Source organism: Psychrobacter sp. CX18 (assembly GCF_057396215.1).
Genome location: NZ_JBXYJH010000022.1, coordinates 1 through 16154 on the forward strand (window position 1 = coordinate 1; position 16154 = coordinate 16154).

General features: G+C 37.8%; 16 protein-coding genes and 2 pseudogenes. 16 read left to right on the forward strand and 2 right to left on the reverse strand.

Features of this window, described 5'->3' with window-relative positions; all coding sequences use genetic code 11:
• The 8 genes from AC2SLT_RS12715 to AC2SLT_RS12750 form a co-directional block, all read left to right on the forward strand.
• The coding region (locus AC2SLT_RS12715) for a DUF2345 domain-containing protein (protein ID WP_486548024.1) at nt 1-2337 on the forward strand (2337 nt) is incomplete at its 5' end.
• Nucleotides 2327-3358, forward strand: coding sequence for a hypothetical protein (locus tag AC2SLT_RS12720; RefSeq protein WP_486548025.1), 1032 nt, complete (start codon nt 2327-2329; stop codon nt 3356-3358). The genes AC2SLT_RS12715 and AC2SLT_RS12720, both read left to right, overlap by 11 nt.
• Before the next feature lie 652 nt (nt 3359-4010).
• Nucleotides 4011-4871 carry a DUF2345 domain-containing protein gene (locus AC2SLT_RS12725; protein WP_486548039.1) on the forward strand — a complete coding sequence of 287 codons (861 nt, stop codon included), beginning with the start codon at nt 4011-4013 and terminating at the stop codon, nt 4869-4871.
• Between the two features lie 13 nt (nt 4872-4884).
• A complete protein-coding gene (locus tag AC2SLT_RS12730; RefSeq protein ID WP_486548026.1) occupies nt 4885-5490 on the forward strand; it encodes a T6SS effector amidase Tae4 family protein in 606 nt (201 codons plus the stop codon).
• 3 nt (nt 5491-5493) lie between these two features.
• A complete protein-coding gene (locus tag AC2SLT_RS12735) occupies nt 5494-6048 on the forward strand; it encodes a hypothetical protein (RefSeq protein WP_486548027.1) in 555 nt (184 codons plus the stop codon).
• Between the two features lie 66 nt (nt 6049-6114).
• Nucleotides 6115-6348, forward strand: coding sequence for a hypothetical protein (locus AC2SLT_RS12740; RefSeq protein ID WP_486548028.1), 234 nt, complete (start codon nt 6115-6117; stop codon nt 6346-6348).
• Nucleotides 6348-7205 (forward strand): hypothetical protein, encoded by an 858-nt coding sequence (locus AC2SLT_RS12745; RefSeq protein ID WP_486548029.1) that lies wholly within the window; start codon nt 6348-6350, stop codon nt 7203-7205. The genes AC2SLT_RS12740 and AC2SLT_RS12745 overlap by 1 nt, the downstream gene beginning before the upstream one ends.
• Entirely contained in the window at nt 7202-7912 is a 711-nt protein-coding gene (locus tag AC2SLT_RS12750) for a hypothetical protein (protein WP_486548030.1), read from the forward strand. Before AC2SLT_RS12745 ends, AC2SLT_RS12750 begins: the two co-directional genes overlap by 4 nt.
• A 150-nt stretch (nt 7913-8062) precedes the next feature.
• On the opposite strand, the gene AC2SLT_RS12755 is transcribed toward AC2SLT_RS12750, so the two are convergent.
• Nucleotides 8063-8989 (reverse strand): IS30 family transposase, encoded by a 927-nt coding sequence (locus AC2SLT_RS12755; protein ID WP_486548031.1) that lies wholly within the window; start codon nt 8987-8989, stop codon nt 8063-8065.
• Between the two features lie 145 nt (nt 8990-9134).
• On the opposite strand from AC2SLT_RS12755, the gene AC2SLT_RS12760 reads away from it, so the two are divergent.
• The 3 genes from AC2SLT_RS12760 (at nt 9135) to AC2SLT_RS12770 (ending at nt 10758) form a co-directional block, all read left to right on the forward strand.
• Nucleotides 9135-9500: a hypothetical protein gene (locus AC2SLT_RS12760; protein WP_486548032.1), complete on the forward strand. Its 366-nt coding sequence runs from the start codon at nt 9135-9137 to the stop codon at nt 9498-9500.
• A 38-nt stretch (nt 9501-9538) separates the two neighbouring features.
• Nucleotides 9539-9892: a DUF7079 family protein gene (locus AC2SLT_RS12765; protein WP_486548033.1), complete on the forward strand. Its 354-nt coding sequence runs from the start codon at nt 9539-9541 to the stop codon at nt 9890-9892.
• 224 nt (nt 9893-10116) lie between these two features.
• Nucleotides 10117-10758, forward strand: a complete 642-nt coding sequence (locus AC2SLT_RS12770; protein WP_486548034.1) for a hypothetical protein — start codon at nt 10117-10119, stop codon at nt 10756-10758.
• Between the two features lie 225 nt (nt 10759-10983).
• Here the strand turns inward: AC2SLT_RS12770 and AC2SLT_RS12775 are convergent.
• Nucleotides 10984-11649 (reverse strand): annotated as a pseudogene (locus AC2SLT_RS12775) (IS701 family transposase); the annotation flags it as partial.
• Between the two features lie 286 nt (nt 11650-11935).
• On the opposite strand from AC2SLT_RS12775, the gene AC2SLT_RS12780 reads away from it, so the two are divergent.
• The 5 genes and pseudogenes from AC2SLT_RS12780 to AC2SLT_RS12800 all read left to right on the forward strand — a co-directional run.
• Nucleotides 11936-13483 carry a DUF2345 domain-containing protein gene (locus AC2SLT_RS12780; protein ID WP_486548035.1) on the forward strand — a complete coding sequence of 516 codons (1548 nt, stop codon included), beginning with the start codon at nt 11936-11938 and terminating at the stop codon, nt 13481-13483.
• A gap of 4 nt (nt 13484-13487) precedes the next feature.
• Entirely contained in the window at nt 13488-14609 is a 1122-nt protein-coding gene (locus tag AC2SLT_RS12785; protein ID WP_486548036.1) for a DUF6402 family protein, read from the forward strand.
• Nucleotides 14610-14626: 17 nt separating this feature from the next.
• Nucleotides 14627-15133, forward strand: coding sequence for a hypothetical protein (locus AC2SLT_RS12790; RefSeq protein WP_486548037.1), 507 nt, complete (start codon nt 14627-14629; stop codon nt 15131-15133).
• A 334-nt stretch (nt 15134-15467) separates the two neighbouring features.
• Nucleotides 15468-15689, forward strand: coding sequence for a hypothetical protein (locus AC2SLT_RS12795; protein WP_486548038.1), 222 nt, complete (start codon nt 15468-15470; stop codon nt 15687-15689).
• 251 nt (nt 15690-15940) lie between these two features.
• Nucleotides 15941-16093, forward strand: a pseudogene (locus AC2SLT_RS12800) (OmpA family protein); the annotation flags it as partial.
• Nucleotides 16094-16154: the final 61 nt, after the last annotated feature.

A 16154-nucleotide genomic window follows, 5' to 3' on the forward strand; every position in this document is an offset into this window, starting at 1 on the left:
GCCTATCGCCACCTGTATATCACCGCCATACGTCAAATAGATCATGAAGGCAGCTATGGCTACTACCGCCTTATCGCCCAACCCATCACCTCAACGCTGCATCAACATGCCCGTGCCCATATAGACACCCATACCGATGTGGTGAGTATGGTTGCACAGCGCCTATCTACCATTGATGTTGACATCATAGATGACAGCGGCCATGACTGGACCCCAGCACGCATGACCCAGTGGCAACTCAGCGACTGGGCCCATATCTGTGAACGTCTATCGCGTCAGGGCCTAACCGGCTATCTGCGTCATACCCAAACAATTAAGCACACCCCGCCACGCTTGGTTATCACTAGTAGTACGCCCAGCGAAGCGGACAATATCAGTCATAACATCGGTTCGATACGCTATCATCACGCACTGCATGACCGGGTTCACGCACCCGTACTTGCCATCACGCATCGTGTTACTGCACTACCTAGCCACGTCAATGTTCAGCGCTTTAATACCGCCGCAGTATCTCATCCCGAGCAACGCACAGCCACCACGCCCGTCTATGACTCAAGTGTCTTTACTGCCAAGCTAGCCATTGACACCCCAGCGGCCTTTGCTCCTGTGACAGATACTCAAAGTATCGATGATGCTCACAGTATCGCTCAAAGCTTAACGGCAGCTCATAACCGCTATACTGCCCTAGCATACGCCACTGATGCCAATGTAGCAGATACCTTTATCTTAGACGGTCATAACCGCTTAAATGATCATTACCGCGTCACCCATCTGACTCACTTAGCACGTAATAGCCTCACTCACATCACAGGGCTGACTCAAAGCCGTCGTCACCGTGAGCGTCATGCTTCACATCTAGAGGCAGGCAGTCATCTGACTCAGTTAAGCTTGATATTGGCCGACACCCCTTGGGTGGGTCATTTATATCGCAAACAAGTACTGCCGCCTATGACAGGTATCACAGAAGATCAGTCAGACACGGACAGTCGTGATCATATAACCCCTACTCGGCTTATGTTGTTTGATACCCAAGCTCAGCCTATATCAAGACTTGAGGCACAGGCAGGAGCGAACTATGGCACTCACTTCACGCATAGATCGAATGATCAAACGCTTGTGCAGTCTATTGGTGATGGTGAGCATTTAATCAATACAGGCAGTCTACTATCGACCACTCGCCCTAGCCTATTTGCTTCTCATGATGACAAAGCGGTAGAAAGCGGCTATCGGCATCAGGCAGATGGTGCGTTATCCGAGTGGGTCACTGAGCACCGATCTGATCAGGCGTATTCTCAGTTAGCAAATAATAGCAGCCACGTTAACTCTAAGGTTAAGATGGGTGTGATTCACCCTGCTACAGAGTCTAGTAAACGTGACGGTATTCATGTCGCAACCGATGCGCAAGTGAGTGTGAAGACTGGGCAGGCTATGGTGATATCGAGTCAACCCCAAACCTATGCCCAAAGCACAAAGCATGATTATCAGCATCATACCCCGACGCTCACTCAAACCAGTCTTGGTGGTCAGCATCTAAGCGAGCGCTTAATCCAGCTTGCCACAGGTTTAGGTCGTCAGGTTAATAGTCATAATCAGATTAAGACTCAGCTTGAGGCCATTACCAAAGAGCAAACTTCTACTACGCATCAACAAACTCCCTATACCTTGATAGACAGCGCCGCTGATAGTGGTTACGTCAGTGAGGAGTTACTGGTTCATCGCTCTATGGGTGAGATGCTGTCAACCACTCAGCAAGATAGGATGGTGAGCAGTGGTAAGGGGCATCATCAGGTGAGCGGTGAGTCAACGACCCTTGTGGCAGATGGTAGTGTGAGTATGACCAATGCGAAAGATAATATCATTGTATCGGCACATACGGGACGACTTGAGGCAACCGCTAAGCAGGATGTGAATATATCGTCTTCAACTAAAGAGGTTGAGATTGCGGCGAGTAATAAGGTAACGATTCATGCAGGCTCTGCGAGCATTACGCTTGAAGGCGGGGATATTACGATTAAGGCCAATGAGTTTATTGAAAAGGCGGGTAAGCATAATCCGGCGAGTGGTGGGTTTGATGGGCTGGGGCTTGATGAGTTGCCTGATATGATTCCAGATAAAAAGTCACTGATGGATGGCATTTACAACTTGGCTTTTCACTTTGTTGATGGTGAAAGTAAAGCTATCAAAAACAGTGAATATCTTATTTTAGATGAAAATGCAGAATTGATTGAAACAGGCATGACCTCTAAATCTGGTCAGACAAAAACTGTTCATACATCAAATAGCAAAAAACTAATTGCATTTTTAAAGATTGAAGATGGATGGGATTATGACCTCTAAAAAATGTTATGCGAGATTTAAATTAATTAAAAATGATATTGCAGTATCAAAATATCAGGTTCTATTTACTATTGGAGATAGGAAAACTAATACTGAAGTTTTAGAGCTTAAAAATGGTAAGTCCAATGATGTTTCAACTTTATTAAAGAGTAATGAAAAAATAAAAGATTGTAACGCATTTGTAAATTTGTATCTATCTAACGGAACCAAAATTAATGCCAAACCGTTGATTTTGAAAGTATCAGATACGAGTTTAAAAACTGAATTTTCAAGAATTAAATTTTCAAGAATTAACAATATTGATTACTTATATACTATATTTAAATTTGATATAACTACTGCGATGACAAATGTAAACCCTAATACTAAAAAAACTCAAACAGTAACGACTTTTAAAAATGCTCCAGATATACCTTATGGCTTGAGATGGGTAGCGTATTTAAGGGATCAGATTATTAGTGTTTCATTAAAAAATAACCTTGATAAGATGGTAATAGCATCCATCATATTCCAAGAAAAATATCACGGTCCTTATGCAACGGCTAAAAACCACATAGCCTACTACAAAGATTATTTAACACCGACAACTACATATGGCTATGGCGAAATGCAGTTGGGATTAGCAGCTGAATTACTCGGTATTACTAATGAGCCTGATTATCTTAAAACAACATTTGAACTAATAACAACAGACGCTGAAGCTGCACTTCAATTGGTAGCACTAAATATTAAGAATGAACAAAATAGAAGAGGTAGAACACTTAACGTACATGAAGCTACTGTTTTTCATAATGCAGGGTCAAATGGTTTAAATAGTTATATTGCTGGAGAAATACCAAAGAGTACTATATTAAGAAGCGTATATGGACGTTCATGGTTATGGCAAAATGCAATCTCACTAGCACTAGAAGGTATAATCATAGGGCAACCAGACAATTGTAAATTAGTATCCTGTAATGCATATATTGAACAGGATACAGCTAAATGGAAGTACAACCCAGAACAACCCACTCAATTTTAGGTGATTTAATGTTATTATTAATTTCAATAGTATTACTAAGTTTTATTCTTTTATTTTCAAGTTTTTATATAGATAAAAGTGGTGGTTTATATACTCAATCTTATTTAAAACCAGGCGAGTTAATTAGTTTTTCTGAAATTCAAAGCTCAGGATCGAATGATTCGATTATAATATTTATTGTTAGCTTTCTTATGTCAGTTCTTTTTCTTATCACCTCACTAATACCGATAAAATTAAATATTAAATATTACTTGTTTCTAATTTATCTGATGGCTTCATTTTATGCTTTAAATCTTGTAGAAATATCGAGTTTTCTAGAGATTTCATACTCAACTATTTTTTTGGGGAAAAATATTTCATACATAGTATGGTTCACTGTCTATTTAACAATATTTTTTACTGTTACTTACAAGGTATATATTTCATTGAAAGAAACTAATAATACTCCTAGACAATAAGAAACCTTCTTTTTTAAATGCGTTTTTAATAGTATTTATTCTTACCGTTGTTTGTCTAACTTTATTGTGTCATAAGAACCCTCACTCAAACCAGCCTTGGCGGTCAGCATCTAAGCGAGCGCTTAACCCAGCTTGCCACAGGTTTAGGTCGTCAGGTTAATAGCCATAATCAGATTAAGACTCAGCTTGAGTCTATCGCTGACGAGCAAACCCAAACCACACATCATACTACTCCTTATACCTTGATAGACAGCGCTGCTGATAGTGGTTACGTTAGTGAGGACTTACTGGTTCATCGCTCTATGGGTGAGATGCTATCAACCACTCAGCAAGATAGGATGGTGAGCAGTGGTAAGGGGCATCATCAGGTGAGCGGTGAGTCAACGACTCTTGTGGCAGACGGTAGTGTGAGTATGACCAATGCGAAAGACAATATCATGGTATCGGCACATACGGGACGACTTGAGGCAACCGCTAAGCAGGATGTGAATATATCGTCTTCAACTAAAGAGGTTGAGATTGCGGCGAGTAATAAGGTGACGATTCATGCAGGCTCAGCAAGTATTACGCTTGAGGGCGGTGATATTACGATTAAGGCCAATGAGTTTATTGAAAAAGCAGGTAAGCATAATCCGGCTAAGGGTGGGTTTGATGGGCTGGGGCTTAGTGGGTTGCCTGAGTTTATTGCTGGTAATTTTTATCAGGCTAAGTTTCGGTTCGCCGATGATCTAGACATTCCATACGTAAACACACCTTATATTGCTATTAATGAACGTACTAAAGAAATATTTGAAGGTCATACCGATAGCAATGGAAATACTGAAACGTTTTTAAGTGCTAAGCCTGATGAGATAAAGGTGCATTTGAAGTTAGATAAGTATAGTGCTCAGTTTAGATTTGTAGATGACAATGATATACCCTATAGCTTTGTGGATTATATTGCTCAGGCTCAAAAAACAGGTGAATTGTTTGAAGGTACGACTGATGCACAAGGCTATACTGATTATATGTATACTTCAATTGAGCAAGAAATTAAAGTTCATTTAAAATTATGATAAAGGAGTAATTATGCCTAGTTCAAATAACACTAGAGATCCATTTGAGGGACTTAGAACTAATAGAACAACAAGTGCCCAAAGTGAAGAAATCCAGAAACTAACAAAAGCTAATATTAGTCGCTTTACACGATGTCATTGTAAACTCCCTTATGCCGATGAGTTTAAAAAACATTATTTATACTACGATCGCTATGGCCCTATCCAAGTTTGGGAAATAGTAGGTGGTAACTTAGAAGAAGGATACGGTAAAAACTCTCCTGGTGGTGCAGAAGATACCTGTGCTACCCGAGTAAGCTATGCGCTGAATAAATCAGGTAGACCAATACCAGCAAATGCCCCAAGTGCAAATATGAACTATGCTGATAATAAAAGATATATATTATCAGCACGTGAAATGAATAACTATTTTAAGAAGATTTTAGGTAAACCAGATTATACATTAACCTCTTCTGAAGATTTTTATAAATTAAAAGCTGCAATGAATCACGATTATGCGTTTATAATGGCCAGTAATAAACATGTCGCTTTTGTAACTCACAATTATAACGATAATGGTGCACCAGTATATTTAGGAAATGTGTGGTTTTTGCCAACAAAAAAATGTAGCTGTGGATAAATTATGAGACCTTCAACTTTAATATTATTAATAACTTTACTACTAGGTTGTAACTTTTCAGACACCTCATCAATCTCAATAAATACCAAAGATATAAAAGAAACTAAATTAGATAAAACTAATTATTCTAATTACTCGGATAATTTTAAGACTAAAGACAATAAGCCAGAACTGATAAATAAAAACTTTTCAGCTCGAAGGACATTAGAGACTCTTCAAAACTCAAAAGATTCTAGAGAGCTAGTATACCTCATTCACCCTGATGAAGAAATAATTGTTTATTGTTATCAAGCGCTAAAGTCTGAATGTTATATTAAAGGTATCATCAATGATTATTACTTTGAACATGACATAACAGCCATAGAAAATAGAAATATAGGTGGAATAACAATAAATGATGTTCAATCCGCCAACACTGCACCAACTGAATGGATTGATTTAACCGATGAGTACTTAGCAATAAGAATGGACACAAAAGTAATTATGAACTCTAAAAGATATAATTACTACGATTATCTAATAATTAACTTTGATGAGCGTGGTGTTTTTTGGCAATAAAATATTGCTTATGCTAATACACCTTATGTTGCGACTAAGGAACGAACTCAAGAGACTTAAGAGGGTGTGACTGATGAGATAAAGGCACATTTGAAGTTAGATAAGTATAGTGCTCAGTTTAGATTTGTAGATGACGATGATATACCCTATAGCTTTGTGGATTATATTGCTCAGGCTGAAAAAACAGGTGAGGTTTTTGAAGGTACGACTGATATAGATGGTTATACAGAGATTTTACGTACTTCAATTGAGCAGGAAATTAAAGTTCATTTGCTAATCAATAATATGGAGAGTATATAATGAGTACATTTAAAGATCGTCCTGGTGATTTACCATATGACGAGCAATATTTATCTAAGACTACTACTCAAAAAGATTTAGATGTAACAACCGTTAATATTACTAGAGAAGTCATAAAGTGTAGTAAATGTGGACAATCAATCAGCATTGATGAAGAATTTATAAATAGCATCAAGTCGAACATGAGTTCTAAATTTATATCAGCTTTGCTGAAACTACCTTTTTATTTAAAAAAGTATAATGCTAATACCTGTCGAGATTTAGTGAACTTTCTTGCACAATCGCAGATTGAAACTCAAAATTTTACTGCGTTACGAGAAAATTTAAATTATACAAAAAAAACATTTAAGAATGGTGCAAACGTCTACAGTGTATCTCCTACTACTATAAATAATGGCTTTAAAAGAAAAGGTTTAGGTAATTATACAAAACAGCAGAAAATAGATTATATAGAAAAATATTTAATGGATAATGATAAAGCTTATGGCTTTCATCTATATGGTAATGAAAAATATCCGCAAAACGATTATCGAGGTAGGGGGTTTATGCACTTTACTCATTTTGCTCAGTATAAAAATTTTACTGAAGATACAGGTATTAATATTGTAGAGATGCCTACTTTATTAGAGACTAATTTAGACATAGCATTAGAGACCGCTACTTGGTTTTGGAAAGATAAGAACAATGGGCAGATTTTACAAGAAACATCTAAAGACACAAAAGACTTCCAAAGTGATTTAGTAACTACCAAAGTTACGAGGCTTGTGAATGGTGGTAGCAAGAAGCTTGCCGAAAGAAAAACAGCTAAAAAGTCTATAGGAACTAAATTTGTAACTGCATATGGAGCATGTCAATGAAAAGGTTTGTTTCTAGCATTATTATAGGGGCTAGTTTAGTATCCTGCTCCAACAATACTAAGACAATAAATCAGGACGACCAACTAAATAATAAACCTCTTATAACAGCGGAACAACACAATCAAAGTTTAAAATTGTTTATTAAAAAAAGCGATAATAGCAAAGCTCTTATAGATACTTTTGAGGTACCAAATGATATCCCGAAGTTAGCATATGCATTTCCTTATAACATTAAAGGTAAACCTTATATCTTTACAGGTATTTCCTATCATGAGAATTACAGAGATTTTGAACACCCTTATATTAATTATAGTAACTTCTATTTAACTAATATTTATAAATGTGACTTAGAATACAACTGTGTTTACGATAAAAAGTTGAGCCATTTCTTTGGTATCGGAGGTGACTTAATTGATTCAAACTCTAAACAGTTATTAAATAATTATCCTTATAAGAGCGAGTCAGATATAAAAAATACTCTTCAGACATCATATTTTAAAGATTGGTTGAATAATAAATTAGTAAAAGGACATACCACTAAAAGAACACAAGTTAGTGATGTACCTAACTATTATGTAGGAAAAACTGAATATTTGTCAAAAGATACTCACTTTAATATTAATGATGCATCTGCAGGATGGTTAAATATAAGCACTATACAAGTTGAGGGTTGGATAAAATGTGAAGATACAAATCTATGTATTTGAATTTACTAAATCATATAATAAAAGACCAGTGAATTCCTCTATACATCTTTCCGATCCCATTGAATATACAGATACCAAACGTGAAGTGTAGTGGTCAAAGAGACATTCGGCATTGGTCAAGTTACTTAGATTAACAGACCAAGTGCAACGTTAGATATTATTAAAGAATACCTCATTAGGGCATTCAAAACCTAATCGTTTTCTTGGTCGTTCATTGAGTCTATTTTCAATGAACTGAATTTCATTATCACTGACCTGAGTAAAGTCGCAGCCTTTAGGCAGATACTCTCTAATGAGCCCATTAGTATTTTCATTAGATCCTCGTTGCCAAGAGGCATAAGTATCAGCGAAATAAAACATAGCATATAAGTCACGTTTTACGTTCTGATGATTAGCAAACTCTTTACCATTGTCAGAGGTGATGGTCTTAACAAACAGCGTCAACGGGCTCAGTAGGTCGCTTATTGCACCAGCAACTAAGCTTGCACTTTTATAGGAGACTTTCTTAATCTTAACCAAGCCTGTTTTGCGCTCAACGATAGTAACAATAGCTTGCTTATGGTTTTTACCAATGATGGTATCGGCTTTCCAGTCACCAAGACGAGTTCGCGTGTCCACAATAGCGGGTCGCCTATCAATAGAAATACGGTCTTTAATCCGACCTCTCGTCTCTGAGACTAACGGCTTTTTATAAGGTTTGCTTTTACGTCTTAGACATTGCCAAAGGTTGCCACCATTTGCTTTATCTTTATGAATATAGCGATAAATGCTAGTATGACTAATACTTTGGTGGACACCGGCTATTTGCTCGGGACTCCAGTTGATACTCAGCTTATCTTTTACCCAACACCAGATATTATCTGACAATTGACGGGCGTTGTTTGCACGGCGCTGTATTGCTTTACTTTGTGCAAATTGTGGACGGTAACCTTTTTGACTCAGGTTACGCCTAAGCTCCCTTGAGATGGTGCTAGAACATCTCCCGAGTTGTTCGGCAATAAATTTAATGGTGTGATTTGCCCTATACAGGGCATAAATCTGGTATCGTTCACTTTGGCTTAGGTGTGTATAGCTCATTGTGCAGTCTCACTTTGGACGAGGGAGATAAGTGCTCAGATGCTATCGCATCTTTGCCTCCTTTTCCCACATTTTAAGTAATTGCACTTCGTGCGTTAATCTAAGATTTCTGAACTCAAAGTTATCGCAACTTGGGGTAGTAGTCGTGCTAACTTTAGTTCACGCCCCCGTACTTGCCATCACGCATCGTGTTACTGCGCTCCCTAGCCAAGTTAATATTAAGCGCTTTAATACGGCCGCAGTGTCACATCCCGAGCAAAGCACAGCCACCACGCCCGTCTATGACTCAAGTGTCTTTACCGCCAAGCTAGCCATTGATACCCCAGCCGCCTTTGCTCCTGTGACAGACACCCAAAGTATCGATGATGCTCAAAGTGCGATAGCTTTGGCACTGGGTATTTCTTCATTTAGTGGACCAGGTGCTCCAGTGTGTGCTATGGCAGTAGTGGTAGGTATCTTAGGTAGTTTAGGGGGAAGCGTATTAGGTGCATGGGCTGGTGAAGAAATTTAAGATGAAGCTCAAGAATATATCGAATGGGGCATTTTCTAATGGAAGAAGATATGTGGTTTGCATTATCGGATATTTTTGTAGATAGCGAAATTGATTACAAATTTATTGCTTCAAAACTAAAAAATATACCTCACGAATTAATAAAAGAAGCATTATTTTACAAGCTCGCTCCTATTTATGGATCAGTCTATTTTACACCAATACCACAAGAATGGATGGGTTTTAATAAAGCTGAGGTAATAATTAAAGTAAGAAGACACATGAATAAATACAGTAAGAGTAAAATATATAGACTTAAAACAAATATTTTAGGAGCTTTTTATAGTTGCTTTTTGAATGATGTATGGAAGGAACTTAAACTTGAATTAGACAAACATAATAATAATTTTTAAGGTTTAAAGCATGCTTTGATATTTAAATCCGTATTCTTGGTATGATCAGTTCAAGAAAAAGTATGGACAACCATTTTTCTACGAACACACAGGTCTAAAGCCGAATAATTCGATAATCCTTAGAGACGAGTGGAAGCTTATTGAATGGACTACCGTACCTAATACCATTGCTACATATGCTTATCATTCGGATATGTCAAAATAATAAGAATTGAGAATTTAGTATGATAAAAGTCGCTCTAGTTACTCTATCTCTTTTTTTAGTAAGTTGTGAAACTTCTGAAAACACACAAATTGGAGGCTCTGCTATGCAAGGTGGACTATCGTTATATAAAGCATTAATAAAAGCAAATAACTCACAATCAATCACTCGTTCTGATTTTAAAAACATGACAGAAATAACAAAGGCTGCCATGAGACTAGTTTCTAATGAAACAGATTTGATTTCAGAGTCGAATATTCTTGGTATCTATAAGCCTTTTACTCCCAAAGCCAATAAGTGGATTAGATATAGTTTTGAGACTACAGATATTCATACTACGGTATTCACTTATTTAAATGATATAACTGTTGAAGATGTATATATTAGTAACATTGACAAACAATTTATTTCAACTGAATTTCAATTAGATTTAAAAGACCTTAATATCAGCTATTTAAATTATGATTCAATAAAATCTAAAACTAATGCTAATTTATACGATGCCGATTTTGTCTATAAATCAAATGACTATGAGGATATACTAATTGCATTTGAAGCTATTGATTTGACTGAGAATGACATTAAAAAATACGATGAACTTGAGTCTTTACCAAGTAGCATTACTCATATTAGAGTTTATTCTCGACAAGAAAATGAAGATTGATGTTCGATTCTAATTTATGATAAACCTACTGCTTTTAACATATTAAATAGAATAAATTACTAAATTAGAACTTACGCACTATCATAGACACAAAGACTATGCTAGATCGAACTGATACTTAGGTCTCAAATGAAACCACTAATTATCGACTAACTGACAAACATGAGCCACAATAGGTCTAAACAACTTAAAATGCCATTGGTACATAGACTTATACATCGTCGATAAATAGACAAAGCCAAAGTCTTTTAACCAAATAGGCTGATGACTAAAGCGCTCTTCAGGAACCGATTGAACCTGTTGCCATGTTCCTTTAGTGATAGACACAGTACGGTTTGATTTAATCGCGAACATAAAACCTTAGCCACGATATTTTATGGACTTTAGGTTCTTATTGGGTGAATACCAACTATCCCCTGTGACATAAGATGGAAACAAGCCCCATTGTAAAACCTCATCTAGCATGTCTAGAAAGTAGTCGTTTTTGGTTTTGTTGTCGCTGTGATCATATAGTCTGTAATTAACGGGTAAGCTGTTACCTTGCTTGTCGGTATAGTACAAAGTGATAAGATTTATTCCTTGTACCGCTTTATGGTGCTTACCTGACCAGTAGTAGTCAACTAGGTGCATGTGATGACTGTATGGTTTGTCTATGACAGTGTCATCAATACTTAGTACACCACCTTCTGACTCAAGGGTTTGCATGGCTTGGTCATATAGGTCATGAGGCTCAAAGCTTTCTCGCTCTAAGAAACGGTTGACACTGTCATGACTGATGCCTAGGGTGTCTGCGAGTCCTGTACAAGTCGGTGATATGGGTTCACTGATTAGCATACCTGTGTATAGTCCAAGGTTACATTTCGCTGTGCTGGGATGTTTGGTTTCTCTTATCAAGGTTGTTCTGGCACTTGTTTGTTAGTCTTTGGCTATATCATACTATTTCTTTGTGGGATAGTGCGTAAGTTCTAAATATAGTGATCTTTGAAATATTAGAAAGCTTTAACCACGCCCACCCTAAGCAAGAATACAATCTAACCGCTAGCCCCGATTGGAACGGTTATACTTGGTAAAGCACAGGGTTGCAGGCGCTTGGCTAGTGGCAGTATCGTAGCACAGGAATGACACTAGCCGCAGCGACTGCCCCTGTGCAAACCAAGATAATAGTGTAAAGCGGGAAATGCTCCTCACTCACATCACAGGGCTGACTCAAAGCCGTCGCCACCGTGAGCGTCATGCTTCACATCTACAAGCAGGCAGTCATCTGACTCAGTTAAGCTTGATACTAGCCGATACCCCTTGGGTGGGTCATTTATATCGCAGACAAGTATTGCCGCCTATGACAGGCATCACAGAAGATCAGTCAGACACGGACAGTCGTGATCATATGACCCCTACTCGGCTTATGTTGTTTGATACCCAAGCCCAGCCTATATCAAGACTTGAGGCACAGGCAGGGGCGAACTATGGCACTCACTTCACCCATAGAGCAGATGATCAAACGCTTGTGCAATCTATTGGAGATGGTGAGCATTTAATCAATACAGGCAGTCTACTATCTTCCACTCGCCCTAGCCTATTTGCTTTTCATGATGACAAAGCGGTAGAAAGTGGCTATCGGCATCAGGCAGATGGTGCGTTATCCGAGTGGGTCACTGAGCACCGATCTGATCAGGCGTATTCTCAGTTAGCAAATAATAGCAGCCACGTTAAGTCAAAGGTTAAGATGGGTGTGATTCACCCTGCTACAGAGTCTAGTAAACGTGACGGCATTCATGTCGCAACCGATGCACAGGTAAGTGTGAAGACTGGGCAGGCTATGGTGATGTCCTCACAGCCGCAAACGCATGCCCAAAGCACAAAGCATGATTATCAGCATCATACCCCGACTCTCACTCAAACCAGTCTTGGTGGTCAACATCTAAGCGAGCGCTTAACCCAGCTTGCCACAGGTTTAGGTCGTCAGGTTAATAGCCATAATCAGATTAAGACTCAGCTTGAGTCTATCGCTGACGAGCAAACCCAAACCACACATCACACTACTCCCTATACATTAATAGACAGCGCCGCTGATAGTGGTTATGTCAGTGAGGCGTTACTGGTTCATCGCTCTATGGGTGAGATGTTATCTACCACTCAGCAAGATAGGATGGTGAGCAGTGGTAAGGGGCATCATCAGGTGAGCGGTGAGTCAACGACAGTAGTAGCGGACGGTAGTGTGAGCATGACCAATGCGAAAGACAATATCATGGTATCAGCACATACGGGACGACTTGAGGCAACCCCTAACCAGGATGTAAATATATCGTCTTCAACCCAAGCAGTTGAGATTGTGGCGAGTAATAAGGTGACGATTCATGCAGGCTCTGCAAGTATTACGCTTGAGGGCGGTGATATTACGATTAAGGCCAATGAGTTTATTGAAAAAGCGGGTAAGCATAATCCAGCGAGTGGTGGGTTTGATGGGCTGGGGCTTGAGGGGTTGCCTGCTCAAGCTATGGAATTAACAGATAGCATGCTCAGCTTGATGTTTGGTGAAGGTTTCCAACTGCTGGAAGAAGACACTCAACAGCCTATCATCAATCAAACCGTTTGGATAAAACGTGCAAATGGTGATATTAAAATGGTACTAACAGATGAAGAAGGTAGGACTCCTCAAATAACCGAAGATAAAGAAGAAAAAATTGAGTTACTAAATCCCCCACAGCATAAGATATTTATAGGGTAATACTATGGCAGATAATTATGAAGTATTAGTTACAGACCTTAATTATCATTCAGACGGAACTATTATTATAACAGGTACTAAACGAGGAACTAATGAGGCTTTTACACTTAAATGTACTGCTGAGCAACTATGTAGTTCAACTTTAAGACCGAATAACTCAACAAATCAGACTTCAACTACGGTGCCCTTGTTTAAACTAACAGACATCCCAGCTGTTTTGCGGAAAAAAGGGTGGGAAAAGGCTGCTTACCTTAATGAAAAGTGGCTAAATAATGGAAGTTTAGAAATGACAGCGTCTGAAAAAGGCGACTGGGCTAGTGTCAGACCTAGTCTTATTTTATATGAGCCCAACATCTTTAATCATAAATGGCTTAAGAAATTTGATCGATATAATGATGCCATAAAAGATATTAAAACAAACATTACTTCAAGAGCTTCAAAAAAGGTGATTTTGAAATACCTTAAGAGAGATGGTGCTTTTAGTTCATCAACTTTATCTGGAAAAATCTATTCATCAAAAAGTAACTACTACGATTTAAAAAATATTAGCTCTAATAAAGAGAATGAATTGAGAAGACTACAAGACTTCCATGATAAATGGCAATGTCAAACCCTTCCTGTTGATGATGGAATAAATGATAAAATTGATACTTATCTTAGTAATTGGTTTGAGATAGATGATTTATGGTCAGCTTTTGGATCTTTTGCAATATACGCATGTATAGGTGATTATAGGATAATTCCTCAACGTAATAACTATTACATGATTTATATAGAATCTATTATATGTTATGCAATTGATAGCTATGAATTCATAACACCTCCAGATGACTATTTGGGACATTGGAGTAAAGATGAGTTTGATTTTAATATCGTTTTCAAAAAAGATATTAACAATCTAAATGCTTATCATAATCCTAAAAGAAACAGTTATGTAGGTACTTTTGACCCAAGAAAATTACTATATCCAGTATATAATCGTCATTATCAGGAGTACCGTAAGAAATATCAAAAAGGACGTGACATGGTAGTTTGGACTAAACCTGAGGAAATAAGCATGGAAGATATGTCAAATAAATTTAAAAGTTTCGTATTAAAAAAATCAGATATAACTTCGTCACTATGAAAAATGAGTATAAAAGGATGCTAAAATATTTAATTACTATTCCACTTTTATCAATCTTATTAATTTATATAACTATTGAGATTAAAACTAATAATCAAGCAAGAAAAATTCTAAATAACTATAGTTCTGCAAATGAATGTAACTACGTTTCAACTAAAAACTTTTCAAATGGCAAATTAACTGATGCTGAATATCATTTCTATAGATGTTTATTAACGCCAGACTTTAAAACGCTATATTTTTATGTAGATAAAGATACTGGCAAAATTGTTAATAGTCGCTTACTTCCTACTAGTTATGAAAGCATTGTTGGTTCGTCTCCTAGGTTTTGCACTACAGGAATTAGTAAAATTGATATTGATAATATTTATGATGTATGCAGTATATTTATCGTTTATGAAGGGCTACTTACGGGTAGGCACGAACTTTTTTTCAGTACTCCACTGAGTATAAATAATAACAATGTATTAAGACATAAAATCATGCAACAAGAGTACGTGCAATACGTAGATGATTTTTTATAGCGACTTACTTTATTAAATTTATATTCTTAACCTCCCAAAAAAGCTCAGTGGCACACTCACGACAGTATTAAACTTAATAATGTGGATGCACATCCAATGGGAACCACCTTTGAAGGCTATGAATTTACTCGTTATCAAAAAGCCCCGCTGCTATTTAAATATTCTAACGATAAAAATATATTGATGGCGTGATATGTAATTAATTACGATAATGTCAAGATAAATGATAGTCGGTTAACAAATTTTGACATAGCTTTTTCTACAATAAAGATAAGGAAAAATAATGAAAATAGCTGGATGGATCAATCACATTTAGGTACAGATATGACAAAGAATGGATACATTACATGGCAAACGCATACTTTCAAAAAACTTTAATATTCTCAATAACACTAGAGAACGTTGTCCTGTAAATCAGCCTTGTCCTAAATCAGGGTTCTGGTTTACCCATGCTAAAGCTGACAGCCGAGCCTACTTCAAACAAGGGACAATCATGCCAGACTATCCAAACAATAATTGGGGAATCGACATTTGGCAATTTGATGGAGAAGCTTAGAAAGCTTTAACCACGCCCACCCTAAGCAAGAATACAATCTAACCGATAGCCCCGATTGTAACGGTTATACTTGGTAAAGCACAGGGTTGCAGGCGCTTGGCTAGTGGCAGTATCGTAGCACAGGAATGACACTCGCCTTAGCGACTGCCCCTGTGCAAGCCAAGATAATAGTGTAAAGCGGGAAATGCTCCACAGGCCACACCGACAACACAGGCGACGCTAACGCCAACCTATTACTATCCAACCAGCGGGCAGAAGCCGTCAAACAATACCTTATCGGACGTGGCATTGACGCCTCTCGCCTAACCACCGTAGGTAAAGGAGACACCGACCCCATAGCCAGTAACGACACCCAAGAAGGTAAAACCCGTAATCGGCGTATCGAATTTACCCTAGGTGAATAACAAGGACTGTATTCATGCCAACCCTACATAACACAGCCCTACCCATGCACCTTGACAGGCT

What these genes read in the sequence shown, in the direction of transcription:
- AC2SLT_RS12765 (WP_486548033.1), top strand. Translation starts at nt 9,539, where the DNA reads ATGGAAGAAGATATGTGGTTTGCATTATCGGATATTTTTGTAGATAGC.
- AC2SLT_RS12730 (WP_486548026.1), top strand. Translation starts at nt 4,885, where the DNA reads ATGCCTAGTTCAAATAACACTAGAGATCCATTTGAGGGACTTAGAACT.
- AC2SLT_RS12745 (WP_486548029.1), top strand. Translation starts at nt 6,348, where the DNA reads ATGAGTACATTTAAAGATCGTCCTGGTGATTTACCATATGACGAGCAA.
- AC2SLT_RS12780 (WP_486548035.1), top strand. Translation starts at nt 11,936, where the DNA reads ATGCTCCTCACTCACATCACAGGGCTGACTCAAAGCCGTCGCCACCGT.
- AC2SLT_RS12735 (WP_486548027.1), top strand. Translation starts at nt 5,494, where the DNA reads ATGAGACCTTCAACTTTAATATTATTAATAACTTTACTACTAGGTTGT.
- AC2SLT_RS12755 (WP_486548031.1), bottom strand. Translation starts at nt 8,989, where the DNA reads ATGAGCTATACACACCTAAGCCAAAGTGAACGATACCAGATTTATGCC.
- AC2SLT_RS12790 (WP_486548037.1), top strand. Translation starts at nt 14,627, where the DNA reads ATGCTAAAATATTTAATTACTATTCCACTTTTATCAATCTTATTAATT.
- AC2SLT_RS12770 (WP_486548034.1), top strand. Translation starts at nt 10,117, where the DNA reads ATGATAAAAGTCGCTCTAGTTACTCTATCTCTTTTTTTAGTAAGTTGT.
- AC2SLT_RS12720 (WP_486548025.1), top strand. Translation starts at nt 2,327, where the DNA reads ATGACCTCTAAAAAATGTTATGCGAGATTTAAATTAATTAAAAATGAT.
- AC2SLT_RS12795 (WP_486548038.1), top strand. Translation starts at nt 15,468, where the DNA reads ATGGATACATTACATGGCAAACGCATACTTTCAAAAAACTTTAATATT.
- AC2SLT_RS12750 (WP_486548030.1), top strand. Translation starts at nt 7,202, where the DNA reads ATGAAAAGGTTTGTTTCTAGCATTATTATAGGGGCTAGTTTAGTATCC.
- AC2SLT_RS12785 (WP_486548036.1), top strand. Translation starts at nt 13,488, where the DNA reads ATGGCAGATAATTATGAAGTATTAGTTACAGACCTTAATTATCATTCA.